This window comes from Maribacter sp. Hel_I_7, assembly GCF_000688315.1.
GTDB classification, from domain to species: Bacteria; Bacteroidota; Bacteroidia; order Flavobacteriales; family Flavobacteriaceae; genus Maribacter; species Maribacter stanieri.
Window position 1 is genome coordinate 23,849 of record NZ_JHZW01000003.1, and the last position, 13,741, is coordinate 37,589.

The 13,741-nt window shown below is 35.5% G+C and carries 9 protein-coding genes; all 9 read right to left on the bottom strand.

Translation table 11 applies throughout. The annotated features are described in order from the left end of the window. Positions 1-95: 95 nt before the first annotated feature. The 9 genes from P178_RS0111750 to P178_RS0111790 all read right to left on the bottom strand — a co-directional run bounded on the left by P178_RS0111750 (position 96) and on the right by P178_RS0111790 (position 13,727). Positions 96-1,271: an aspartate aminotransferase family protein gene (locus P178_RS0111750; protein ID WP_027066395.1), complete on the bottom strand. Its 1,176-nt coding sequence runs from the start codon at positions 1,269-1,271 to the stop codon at positions 96-98. A 9-nt stretch (positions 1,272-1,280) separates the two neighbouring features. Beyond that, positions 1,281-2,984 (bottom strand): OstA-like protein, encoded by a 1,704-nt coding sequence (locus tag P178_RS0111755; protein ID WP_036146740.1) that lies wholly within the window; start codon positions 2,982-2,984, stop codon positions 1,281-1,283. Positions 2,985-3,055: 71 nt separating this feature from the next. Continuing rightward, positions 3,056-4,042, bottom strand: coding sequence for a ThuA domain-containing protein (locus P178_RS0111760; RefSeq protein ID WP_027066397.1), 987 nt, complete (start codon positions 4,040-4,042; stop codon positions 3,056-3,058). Positions 4,043-4,062: 20 nt separating this feature from the next. Then, the gene (locus tag P178_RS0111765) at positions 4,063-7,224 is read right to left on the bottom strand and encodes a PVC-type heme-binding CxxCH protein (RefSeq protein WP_027066398.1); all 3,162 of its coding nucleotides are present in this window, start codon (positions 7,222-7,224) and stop codon (positions 4,063-4,065) included. An 88-nt stretch (positions 7,225-7,312) separates the two neighbouring features. Beyond that, positions 7,313-8,749 carry a Gfo/Idh/MocA family protein gene (locus tag P178_RS0111770; protein ID WP_027066399.1) on the bottom strand — a complete coding sequence of 479 codons (1,437 nt, stop codon included), beginning with the start codon at positions 8,747-8,749 and terminating at the stop codon, positions 7,313-7,315. 11 nt (positions 8,750-8,760) lie between these two features. Next, positions 8,761-9,438, bottom strand: coding sequence for a DUF1080 domain-containing protein (locus tag P178_RS21940; RefSeq protein WP_231500541.1), 678 nt, complete (start codon positions 9,436-9,438; stop codon positions 8,761-8,763). A gap of 267 nt (positions 9,439-9,705) precedes the next feature. Beyond that, positions 9,706-10,977, bottom strand: a complete 1,272-nt coding sequence (locus P178_RS0111780; protein ID WP_027066400.1) for an adenylosuccinate synthase — start codon at positions 10,975-10,977, stop codon at positions 9,706-9,708. A 25-nt stretch (positions 10,978-11,002) separates the two neighbouring features. Beyond that, complete coding sequence (locus P178_RS0111785) at positions 11,003-11,473, bottom strand: Fur family transcriptional regulator (RefSeq protein ID WP_027066401.1); 471 nt, start codon at positions 11,471-11,473, stop codon at positions 11,003-11,005. 49 nt (positions 11,474-11,522) lie between these two features. Further along, the gene (locus tag P178_RS0111790; RefSeq protein ID WP_027066402.1) at positions 11,523-13,727 is read right to left on the bottom strand and encodes a RelA/SpoT family protein; all 2,205 of its coding nucleotides are present in this window, start codon (positions 13,725-13,727) and stop codon (positions 11,523-11,525) included. Between the last annotated feature and the right edge of the window lie 14 nt (positions 13,728-13,741).

The following is a 13,741-nucleotide window of genomic DNA, read 5'->3' on the forward strand; positions in this document are numbered from 1 at the left end:
TTGGGTTTACTAGATAATTTAAAAGTAAGTGTTTGTACGGGGGTTAAGCCATTGTAATCAGCTATATTATTAACAAATTAGTTAACAACATTGATTTACAAAGAATTAAGAAGTGCTAAAATAATCTCACATCCTTCTTGAATCTCTTTTTTTGTTATAGTTAATGGTGGCGATATACGAACAGCCCTATTTTCAAATAATAACCAAAACAAGATTAGGTGTTTTTCTTTGGCTTGTAGCACTAACTGATTGGCTGTTTCTGGGGAATCCATAATAAGGGCCAACATTAAACCTCTACCTCTAATTTCTTTTATCTTCGGATGTTTTAATAGCTTCTTAAAAAGTAATTCTTTTTTTAAAGTGTCCTCAATTAAAGAGGAATTTAATAACACATTTAAGGTGGCTAAACTTGAAGCGGCAATTACAGGATTTCCTCCAAACGTAGTAATATGACCCATTTTTGGATTTTCACTCAAGGTGTGCATTATTTCTCTGCTAGATGTAAAGGCACCAACCGGTAAACCGGATGCCATTCCCTTTCCAATCACCAATATATCTGGAATACAATCAAAGTGTTCAAAAGCAAATAACTTACCTGTTCTGCCAAAACCTGGCTGTATTTCATCAAGAATTAATAATGCACCGATTTCTTTACAACGATCCTTCACTTTCTTTAGGTACCCATTTTTGGGAAGAATAAAACCAGCGCCACCTTGAATAGTTTCAAGTATTACACAAGCAGTTTTATGTGTTATCTTTTCTAAATCTTCTTCATTATTGAATTCTATATGATAGATATCTGGAAGTAAAGGTCTAAATACACTTTTGCGTTCTTCAAAATCCATAAGACTTAAGCTGCCCATAGTATTACCATGATATGCGGATTTTGCCGCTATAATTTCTGAACGTCCTGTATATCTTCGTGCCAATTTTAAAGCACCCTCTATAGCTTCGGTACCTGAGTTTACCAAATAAGTAACCTCTAAAGGTTCTGGTAAATTAGCAGCCAATAATTTTGTATACGTAGTTGCAGGAGATTGGGCATATTCTCCGTACACCATAACATGCATATATTTTTCTACTTGTTCTTTTATTGCAGAAACCACGTTAGGATGACAATGGCCTAGTGTACATGCAGATACACCTGCTACAAAATCTAAATGGGCATTGCCATCGGTGTCATAGATATAACTTCCGCTAGCGTGCGATACCTCCATTCCTAATGGATAAGGAGAGGTTTGTGCTTGGTATTTTATAAAGTCTTTGTTCATGTGAAATCTCTATTTCACTTTTTTAGGCTTTACAGATTTTTTAGGGTCTGTAGCTTTATCTTGTGTAGGGATATTATTTACGGGGTCAGATTCATTTTGACTTCGCTGCATTTCTTCGGCATCAATATCTATAGGGTTGTCAATTCCATTAATAATAACTAGCTCTAGGTTATTATCATCTTCATCAAAAATATCTTCTTTAGTCAATATGCGTTCATCGCCGCGCCATACAAATCCTTTTAAAATTCTACTGTTTTTGGGTAAATCTTTTTCAGGGAAAATATCTCCATCAGGGTTTGTATAGAAAGTAAGGTCTTCTATATCGTTATCTACCATAGTAATACGAATCTTACTGCAAACAGTTTTGTCAATACCTATTAATTCGTCATCATCATTGTACATATAATATACAACTTCAGTATTTTGAACTAGGTCAATTAGTTTAAGTTCATTTTCAATAAACTTACCAAAGAGATTAATTCCCTTTGCTTGATTATAGCCCGTCATGCTAACACTATCAAGAGAAATAATGAATGCATTTTTCAGCACCTTTAAGGAGTCTAATTTTTCGGTTTCTAAATTTGATTTTAAATGTATGCTATCACCTGTCATTTGGTTGGCACCGTTCCAAATTATAGGATTTCTTATCAATTGCGTAATACCTGTTTTCTGCTCAGAATGTATGCTATCACATTTGCCACTTAAATCTGTCTTGTAGAATTTTGCATTTCTAAATGCTCTTAAAACTCTATCTTCTGGTTTCCCGGTTACCATTAGTGTATCACCATGTACAAATAAAGAATCTTTTTCTTGTACAGAAATCGAAACGGCTCTTCTAGTAGCAAAAACGGAATCTTTGGCTTTGAATACTTCGGCATAATGAGCTCTAATTATTCCGTTGTTTATGGTATCTGTAACGGTAATATTATTGGTAGCGGAAGCAAACTCTTTTGCCTTATTAAAATAGACGCTATCACCTTCTATAATTCTATTATTGTAATCTATTCTGGTGTTTTTAATTCCGTAGCCGCTTTCAATTTTAGTATCGTAAAAACCTCTCTCGCAATATATTTTATATGACTCGCCATTAATGGTAGAAGGACCGTACATGTAAAAATTTTTAGAGTTCGTGTAATAATCTAATTGTTCAGAATCTACCGTGTATTTAGGGTTTTGAACATGTACGCTATCTAAAAATTGATACTTTTTAAGTTCCATGAAATACTTGCCAATCTTACTCGTCAATGTATTTGCAGAATCTACCACCGTGCCATTATCTTGGTAAAATGCTTCTTGCCTTTCTCGATCTAAACGTAAAGTGTCTGTTCTTAAGGTCATGTCAGAATTTGTTAACACAACATTACCCCAAGCTTTTGCCAATTTTACATCACCTAAATAATTGATTTTTTTACTTGTCATTTCTACGGAATCGCCTTGTTTTAAAATGACATTTCCAATAGCTTCTAAACGGTTTTCTAATTGGTAATAAATGGCTACATCGCACCATAAATCAGCACCTTGGTGTTCAAATTGTACTTGGCGATCATCTTTACTAAAGATAGATGCACCTGGGTATTCAACCTCGTTTTTAGTGAAATTGGCACCGTAGACAATATTAATTTGTTTCGGTCCTTCTTCAGCTTTCTCTTCTTGGGCTATACCTAATATTGAGAAAGTGAAAAATAATAAGATGGATACGCAAAAGTTTTTCAATCTACTTTTTTTTCAAAAATAGAACATTTTAAAAGAGCGCATAAAACTATTAGCATACATTTAGTAAAGTGCTATAATATAGGCTCTGGTTTACGATTCTTTTTAAATTTTTGACCGAATCCAGAATTGTTAGGTAGAAACGGTTCATCTAAAGTGATATTAATGCCATCTTTGGGTATGCTATCTTCTTTACCTAAAGCCCAATAAATTCCGTTCATTACTATTTTTCGCGTAACCGGTAATTTTAAATCATAAGGATGCCCAAGGGTGGTAAAGAAAACTCTAGCCTTTTTGCCTGATGTTCCCGTATAACTTTTGGTCCATGCTACAGGGTTGTCCAAAGAATACTCATCTAACTTACCATTTATTTCATGTTGAGATTTTGTTGAATGCCCCATTAAAATTGGTTCACTATCTCCTTGTAATTTCCAATCCCCACCGTCTACATGATATAGCCATGAATAAGCTTCAAATTCATAAAAGCCATTTAATATTGGGTTGTTTTCATGACCTTCTTTGATAGATATATTTGTCACCGGGTACTTGCCATCATCAAAATGACCATGGTGGGTAATCCATTGTTGACCAAAAACTTTTGCGGGCCAAGCATTATTAAATTCAATTAATGTAGAATCATTGTCATATTTAAAAGCATGTGAAGTGGTTCTAAAACCAACCATAGGCTTGCCAGATTCTACATAGTTGGTGATATAATCACGCTCGGTTTTAGGAAGATTTCTAAAACGCATAAATACTACCATTAAATCTGCAGTTTCTAATGCTTCTAACCCAGCAATATGGTCTGTTCTATTAGGGTCAATATAACCCAAACTATCTACAGAATAGACAACTGTAACCTTAGCTCCCAATTCTCTTTTTGCCAATCTGGCTAACATTGGGAAAGATTCTTCTGAACGATACTCTTCTTCTCCTGTAACAAATACAATGTGAGGAGGCTTAACTTCATCTCTCAAATTAGTCTCTTTGCTTTCTTTCGCTTTTTCGCCGCATGCTGTTAGTATACTTAAAAAAAGTAGTGCTATATATTTCAATTTCATAGGATTAATTTTATGATTATTTATTTCATTGGATGTTCTTTAAGCAACTCATCTGGTGTATAAAAACTGTTACGATCCATAGTTGCTGCTCTGACCTCTTTCACTTTATTGGGGTCAATAACTGATGCCTTGTTACCAAAAGAATTTCTAACATAAGTAAGAACTGCTGCAATTTCATCATCTTTTAAAAGTCCTTTGAAAGCCATCATAGGCACTTGACCTTCATAATGATTACCCATTATATTCATTGGGCCGTAAAGTCCGTGCAATGCTAATTTTATCAGCCGTTCTTCATCTCCTAGAACCCATTCTTGCCCTACTAAAGTTGGGTAGCCGGCTTTTTGTAAACCCGTACCCGCTTCTTGGTGGCAGGTTATACAATAGCCTTCGGTTTCATAAATTTTCTTTCCCTTTGCGAAAACTTCTAAATCATCGCCTTTTAGGTGGGAGGCAAGTATTTTTTCTGAAGCCTCTTCTAAAAAATTACCGGTTAACCTAGTTTCGGCAAAATTAAAAGAGTCTTGCATCCATTCATCTAATGGATACTTTCTAGCAACTTCTAATATTTCCATCCCTTCAGATTTTGGCAACCATGATGCAGCTGTAATAGCCTCTAAACGAACCCTTCCATGTTTATCTGTTGCGGCAATTTTCAATAAATCTTGAGAATTGTTCAATTGATGCCCCATATATCGAATTACCCTAACAACGGCAGCGCGAACTCTGTGGTCATCAGATTTTAATAAGGCTTCTAAAAGTGGTGCATCTACTTTATTTAATCCCCATGAAACCCATAAAGCTTCTAAACGATTATGGTCGTAATTAGAATCGTCTTTGTCTAAGTTGTTCACCCAAGTATTTAAATAACCAAGCACTTCATCTGTATTTCTTCCTCGTAATTCACGACGGGTTCTATAACGAGTTCTGTATTCAGGTAATTTTAAATTTTCAAATAATTGCGCTATTGAAGCTCCGTCAATTTTAGCGGGTTCAACCAAAGGTCTAGAAGGGTAGGTAATTCTATAAATTCTACCATGTGCATGATCTCTTAATGGATCACGGGCATTATGCTGCATATGACCTATTAATACATTGTGCCAATCAACTACATATAATGACCCATCTGGTGCAAATTCCATTTCAACAGGTCTAAAATTTGGATCGGTACTAGTTATTAAATCTTGTCTGTGTTTAGATGTGTAGCCTGTACCATCTTCCATCATTTGATGTTGCTTTAAACCTAAGAAACCGATAGAATTTGCTAATAACATATCTCCTTGAACTTCGTCAGGGAAATGGCTGCTAGATATAAATTCCATTCCAGAAGTTGGTCTAACCCGATGTGCTTCTTCAACCAATTCTTCAGTCAATGGAGATGCAATACCATAAATTGGTTTTAGCGAGCTTGGCATCATCCAGTTTACTTTGGGGCCTGAGGTGTGTAAAAAGAAATCTTGTCCCCATTCGTCAAATGCAATTCCCCATGGATTTGGTATTGGAACCTGTAGTGTGCGTTCTAAGTGTTTTCTCTGTGGATTGTATCTGTAAAATCCACCATTGGTAGCTCTAACTGGTCCGTATGAGGTTTCAACATTCGTATGGAGAAAAACTCCTTCAGACATGTAAAATGCACCTGAAGGGTCTGCACAAAATGCTGAAATAGCATGGTGTGTGTCGTGGTCGTCAAATCCACTTAATACTATTTCTACTTTATCTGCCTTGTCATCACCATCGGTGTCTGTGTAAAGTTTTAAATTGGTGCCTTGACTTACATAAACTCCTTCAGGAGTAAATTCAAAGCCTATGGGTAAATGTAATTTATTGGCAAAGACAGTTTCTTTATCTGCCTTACCATCATTGTCGGTATCTTCTAATATGATGATCTTGTCATCTGGCTTTGGGTCACCAGGTTTGTAATGCGGGTAAGAGGGTAGGGTAGCGACCCATAATCTACCTTTATTATCAAAAGATATCTGTGCAGGATTGGCCAGATTTGGAAATTCTTTTTCTGAAGCGAATAGTTCTACTTTATAACCTTTAGGTACCGTTAAGGTTTCTATGGCTTCTTCACCATATTTATAATGAGTAATGTCTTCTCCGTTGCCTAAGTTGTAATTGGTTTCTACAAGAGGTAGTTTGCTTGTGAGTGCATCAGCTGATTTTATATCATAGGTATTCCCCACTGCGGTTGCCCAAATAGATGAATCTCTAATTGTAGTAAGTTCTCTTGTTTTCTTTATTTCAAATGGATAATTATCTGGACCATAAGGTGCATGTCGTCTACCAAAAACATGAACGCCATTTGGAATTTTATAATCGTTGTGCCAATGGAAATTTTTTTCTTTAACAGCATCGTTTACCGCTACTCTTTTTTCTTCTGATTTTATAGCTTTATTCCCGGTAAGTTCATCGGCTAAGAATTCAGCGAGCTTATTATATCCTTCTTCGTTTAATTGAGAACCATCTATAGTGAAATCAGTTTCAGGGTTTTCAAACCATTTTTTCGAAGGATTGTATACGTCTATAAATGGAATATTATTACTTGCAGATATTGCTTTCATTGCATCTGCATATAATTTGAGATTTTCATTTTCTAAATCACCATTTGGTACATTTACATGGTCTGATATATTTTCAAAAGCAATAGGCGAAACGATTACCAATTGTGGAGTGGTAGAACCATTATATTTCTGACTTAGGGAGTGTTTTATAAATGCATCTAATTCCGTCTTATAATTTTCTAAGCCAGCAGCACCTTCAAAAGATTCATTGTAGCCGAAAAAGGCTAAGATTATATCAGCTTCTAATCGTGATAGCCATTCATCTGGAGTTTCAAAAACTCCTTCGCTGCCAGAATTTTGTGCTAGTTCTGACTGAAATTTTTCTGCTCCGGGAAAAGCCCAAGGAGAAACACGACCTGAATGTGGTCTAAAACCAGGTGTGTCACCACCATCGCACATGTTTCTAATTATAAGTGAATCGTTTGGGTGCCGAAGTTGTAATTCAGTCTCTAGACTGCCATAATTTAGCATTCTAGAGCCTAAATTGTTTCCTATTAAAACAATGGAAGAATGAGGTGTTATCTGTACTAGCGGTTCTTTGTTTTCGGTACAACTGTAAATCATTAGAATACTAATGAATAGCAAGGCTAATCTAAAAGGTAAGGTAAAGATTTTTGTCATTATTGAGTATGTTGTTTGAGGTTGGTACCTTTAAATATAGATATAAAAAAACCACTCGAAAGTGGTTTTTGTTATTTTACAGTATGATTTAGAAATTTCTATAATCACCTTCTAGAAAAGCATTGGCTTCTTCTTCAGCGAACTTGGCATTTTCACTGTCCCAATGTAAAACTTGATTTGGGAATCTGCCGGCAATTACACCTAACAAAATAGTTTCCGTTAGTCTAGATGCATATGAAAAAGGTGCGGTGGTTTTATCGGTGCCCAAACATGCATCTACAAATTGATGATAATGTTTAGGTCCTTCAGTATCATAGTTACGGATAGGTTTGCCCATATTATTGGCTTTTTCTACAGCTTCTATTTCTGCAGATATATCTACATATTCACCATCTACTATTTTCTTAGGTAGTTGCATAAAGTGAGGAAGTAATAATCTACCCTTCTCGCCAATGAACATAGCCCCTTGGTCTGGTAACGTTCCTTCACCAGCTTCCTTGGTATCTAGAGACATTTTATCTTCCATTGATTCTTTTGAAGTATCTTCGGTAGAAGTCGTGCTCTTTGCGCCTGGTAATATTAAATCTTCATGATCTTCCGGAGCGCCAGGGCCGTCATACCACACCCATTTTAAAGTTTCTGCAGTATATTCAGTCTGTGGAAATTCATAGGTTACTACATTTTTCTGCGGAAAACCAAAACCGTTTGGTTCTCTACATTCATTTTTAATGGTTTTTGGAACTTGTAGGTTTAAAGCATTGTATGGTGTATCAAATATATGAACGCCCATATCCCCTAAGGTTCCACAACCATAGTCTACAAGTTTTCTCCAGTTTCCGGGATGATAGAAACCTTCTTTATATGGTCTTTCTGCAGAAGTCCCCAACCATAAATTCCAATCTAATGATTCTGGAATGGGATCTGATCCTGTTGGCTCAGTTCCGTCATATCCCCAATCTTTTGGAGACCATGCACGTACGGTATGTACTTTTCCAATGATGCCTGATTGTATTAGTAAGGTAGCAAGTTTATAATCATAAAATGAATGTACTTGAATTCCCATTTGGGTAACCAAACTTTTTTCTTCTGCTAGCTTGTTCATTGCTCTAGCTTCAGATACATAATGGGTAAGTGGTTTTTGACAATAAACCGGTTTGTCCATTTCCATTGCCATCATTGAAGCTGGTGCATGGGTATGGTCTGGTGTAGAAACTACAACAGCATCTATTTCATCGCCCATTTCTTTTAACATCACCCTATAATCTGTATATGTTTTTGCATTTGGATGTAGCTCTTTTGCTGCGGCCAAATTATTTGCATCTACATCACATAATACAGTTACATCAACTTTAGCATGAGATGAAATTGCTTTCAAATCTTCCGCTCCCATGTTGCCAACACCAATATGTGCCGTACGAAGTCTGGTTAGTTTTTTTTCCTCTTTCTTACATGACCAAAGTCCAGAGGGTAATAATACGAATGTGGACAATGCGGCTGCGTTTTTTATAAAATCTCTTTTATTCATTGGTGTGGTGATTATAGTTTTTTAATTTTTATGTTGCGGAACCAGATAGGACTGGAATGATCTTGAAAACCAATGTATCCAGTTTTGAACTTGCCATAATCTTCGCTGTTCTTCCATTTGTCCGAATTCTTTTTTTCGTACCATGCATCGTCCCAAGGAACAAATGAAACTACTTTTTTACCATTTAACCAGTGCTCAACTTGCTCTGGTGTAAATATGATTCTAGTAGTGTTCCATTCACCTACAGGGTGTAATATTTTACCTTCTGGGTCTGCAGCATGCATGGCATAGTCAGAAGCAGTTTGTTGTAAAGGTTTAAGCTCTTCCGGTTTATCAGTATATCCTAAGCTTAAGTTGTAATCGGTTAAATCATGAATACTTGCATAGTTTTCATCATCGATCAATTGATATTCTGGAGATACTTCTGGTGGATTGTCGTAACCCTCTTTTAAATGGTAGAAAATACCGCTATTGCCACCCTTTGGTAATTTCCATTCTACATACAGTTCAAAATTTTCAAATTCCTCATCGCCATATATAATGTCCGTACCGCCGGTATAATCTTGTTCTTTTCCTAACTCTGTGTCAAATTGTAGTTCACCGTCTTTTGCAATCCACCCAGGGGTAATTCTTTTCCGTTGTACGCGCGCCAGCCTTTCGTAGTTTCGCCATCGAATAAGGTTATCCATTCCCCTTCAGATTTTTGTTCTTTAGCGACCTGCTCTTCAACTTTTTCTTTTTTTTCTGTTTTGCATGCCGTAGCTAAAACAAGAAATAAAAGAAGCATAGTGTAGGTTGTTTTTTTCATTAGTTGATTTGTATATAAGTTGTTGTTGAATTGTGAAAATGTAAATTTTGCACAGTATGGAAAATACAAAAAAAAAGAATGGCGATAAAGGTATTTCCCTATATCGCCATTCTTGTAAGTTGAACAACCTGTTCTGGTCGCTAAATGTCTACCTTAGAATTGTTTGAGTTCTGTCTGGTCCTACAGAAACAATTTTAATTGGCACTTCTAATTCTTTTTCTAGAAAATCTATATATTCATTAAGTGCTTTTGGTAACTGATCAGCAGAAGTCATTTTTGTTAAATCTTCTTTCCAACCATCCATTTCTGAATACACAGGAGTTACATTTTCCGCTTCAATATTAAAAGGGAAATGCTCTATTTGTTCTCCTTTGTAGTTATAAGCGGTACAAACCTTAAGTTTTTTGAATCCGCTAAGTACATCACCTTTCATCATCATTAATTCCGTTACTCCGTTTACACGAACTGCGTATTTTAAAGCAACTAAATCTAACCATCCGCAACGTCTTGGTCTACCGGTAGTAGCGCCAAATTCATTACCTACACGACCCATAGTCTCACCATCTTCATCAAATAGCTCTGTAGGGAAAGGACCGCTACCAACTCTTGTGGTATACGCCTTGAAAATACCTTTTACATCTCCAATTTGATTTGGTGCTACCCCTAAGCCTGTACAAGCACCAGCGGCAGTTGTATTAGATGAGGTTACAAATGGATATGTTCCAAAATCAATATCTAATAAAGAACCTTGGGCGCCTTCTGCCAATATTTTTTTTCCTGCTTTTTGAGCTTGGTATAAATATTCTTCACTATCAATAAAAGTTAATTGCTTTAATTCATCTACAGCTTTAAAAAAGTCAGCCTCTAGTTCGGCAAGATCATATTGAATGTCCACATCATAGAAACTGATCATAGCTTCATGCTTATTGGCTAAACTGCGATATTTTTCTTTCCAATCGCTTAATTCTAAATCTCCAATACGCATACCGTTTCTGCCGGTTTTGTCCATGTAAGTTGGACCAATACCTTTTAACGTAGAACCTATTTTAGCTTTTCCTTTAGATGCTTCTGAAGCGGCATCTAATAATCTGTGTGTAGGTAAAATTAAATGTGCCTTTCTTGAAATGAATAATTTAGACTTTATATCTAAATTAAATTTCTTTAATGCATCTAATTCTTTTTGGAAAATAACTGGGTCTATAACCACACCGTTACCAACTACGTTCACTGCATTTTCATGAAAAATTCCTGAAGGGATAGTGTGTAGAACATGTTTTATTCCGTCGAATTCCAAAGTGTGTCCAGCATTTGGTCCACCTTGAAAACGAGCAATAATGTCGTAATCTTGAGTTAATACATCAACAATTTTCCCTTTTCCTTCGTCACCCCATTGTAGGCCTAACAATAAATCTACTGCCATCTAAATATTATATACTTGGTTAGTTCTATTTAATTTCTTTTTTGCCTGCGTCTTTAGCAGGAGTATTTTTAGTCCCATAAAAATAAAGGGAGTGTGTGTTGATTGTAATATCAAAAACCTCTTCTATTGTTTGCTTTATAGATTGTATACGCGGATCACAAAATTCCATTACCTCACCCGTATCTGTTAAAATTACGTGATCGTGTTGGCGATCAAAATAAGATTTTTCATATTGCGCCTGATTTTTACCAAACTGGTGCTTGCGAACCAATTTACAATCTAAAAGAAGCTCTATTGTGTTGTAAAGTGTAGCCCTACTAACGCGATAATTTTTATTCTTCATTTTAATATAAAGTGATTCTATATCAAAATGCTCGTCACTCTCGTAAATTTCTTGAAGAATAGCGTAGCGTTCAGGTGTTTTTCTATGTCCTTTGTCCTCCAAAAAGGCTGTGAAGACGTTTTTTACAATTTCTTGATTTTTATCAGAAGACATATTTACTTATTAATACACAAAGGTACAGTTAAATTTTAATTTCCTTTTTCTAAATACGTGTAACTTTATCAATACCGTTGATGTTCATAAGATTATCGGTCAGCTTTTTTAATACAGCTTTATTTTTGACCACTACGGTAATTTTTCCTTTAAAAGTTCCACCATCGGTACTGAAATTTAAATTTCGCATATTAACATGCATAATATCAGATATAACCTCTGTGATATCACTTACTAGTCCTAAGTTGTCAATACCCGTCAATACAATGTCCGCTTGGTATTCTTGTTGCGAAGAATCTATCCATTTAGCACTTATAATACGATAGGCATAATTAGATTGTAATGAAATTGCATTAGGGCAATTTTTCTTATGAACTTTAATTCCTTCAGATACACTAACAAAACCAAAGACATCGTCCCCAGGAATAGGGTTGCAACATTGAGAAAGTTTATATTCTAATTTTTCTTCTTCTTTACCAAAAACAAGCATATCATATTTAGATGTAATTTCATCCTTATTGATATCTTCTTGCGTAGGCGATTTTCGCATTCTGTTCTTAAAGAAGCTAATGAAAGCGTTACTATAAGAAGATGCGAAATCTTTGAGCATGGTATTATCGATAGAGCCAATGCCCACTCTATAAAATAAGTCTAAACTTGTTTTTAGTTTAAAGAAGGATACCATTTTATTAATGGAATCTTCGTTAAGCGAAATTTTTTGTGACTTAAGTTTTCTTCGTAATATTTCCTTTCCATCTTCGGCAACAGATTTCTTCTCCTCCCTTAAAACGGATTTAATTTTAGCTCTTGCTCTGGCCGTAGTTGCATAATCTAACCAGTTTTGATTTGGTTTTGCTTGATCAGATGTAATAATTTCTACTTGGTCTCCACTAGAAAGTGTCGTATTTAAAGGAACCAGTTTTCCATTGACTTTTGCACCTCTGGTTCGCATACCTACTTCAGTATGGATATTAAATGCAAAATCTAACGGTGTAGCGCCTTTGGGTAAAGATTTTAATTCTCCTTTTGGTGTAAATACAAATATTTCTTTTGAATATAAATTCAGCTTAAACTCTTCAACAAAGTCAACTGCATTGGTATTAGCATTTTCCAAAGCTTCTTGAAGTTTGTTTAGCCAAACCTCTATACCTTGTTCTTTTTGATCTCCATGTTTGTATTTAAAGTGTGCAGCATAACCTTTTTCGGCTATTTCATGCATACGTTCACTTCTAATTTGTACTTCTACCCATTTTCCTTTAGGTCCCATTACGGTAATATGCAAGGCTTCATAACCGGTAGATTTTGGAGAGGAAATCCAATCACGTAATCTAACTGGGTTAGGGGTGAAGTGATCTGTTACTATAGAGTAAATCTTCCATGCAAGAAACTTTTCATTCTGTACATCAGATTTATAGATAATTCTTATTGCGAATTTGTCATAGATTTCCTCAAAAGTGACATTTTGGGCAATCATCTTTTTACGCATCGAGAAGATAGATTTCATCCTCCCTTTAATAATATAATTGAGTCCTTCCTTTTTTAGAGAATTATCAATGGTTCCAGAGAAAGCATCAATATAGGCTTGTTGCTCTTCTTTGCTGTCCTCTATTTTATCCTTTATGGAATTATAGACTTCAGGTTCCGTATATTTTAAACTTAAATCTTCTAGCTCTGATTTAATATTGTAAAGACCTATTCTGTGTGCTAAAGGGGCATAAATGTATAAGGTCTCAGAAGCAATTTTAACTTGCTTATGCTCTGGCATGGAGTCCATGGTAAGCATGTTGTGATACCGATCGGCAATTTTAATAATGATTACACGTACATCATCATTTAAAGTCAACAACATTTTTCTGAAGTTCTCCGCTTGTTGGGAGATATTCATGTCTTTCTTTAAATGGGATATTTTTGTGAGTCCGTCAACAATACGTGCCACGGTTTCACCGAACATACGGTCAATATCATCTAAAGTGTACTCTGTATCTTCTACGACATCATGTAGTAAGGCAGATGCAATAGATACTGCATCTAAACCAATTTCTGATGCTACTATTTTTGCAACCGCTATAGGGTGAAAAATATAGGCTTCTCCAGATTTTCTACGTTGATTTTTGTGCGCATCAACAGCTATCTCAAAAGCACTACGTATTAGTTTTTTATCCTCATCCGTTAGGGTTTGGTAGCTAATACGCAATAATTCTTTGTACTCGTGAGCTATAAGCTTATTTTCTTCTTCTATTGCTGCCTGTGTCATACTAGATTAAAAAT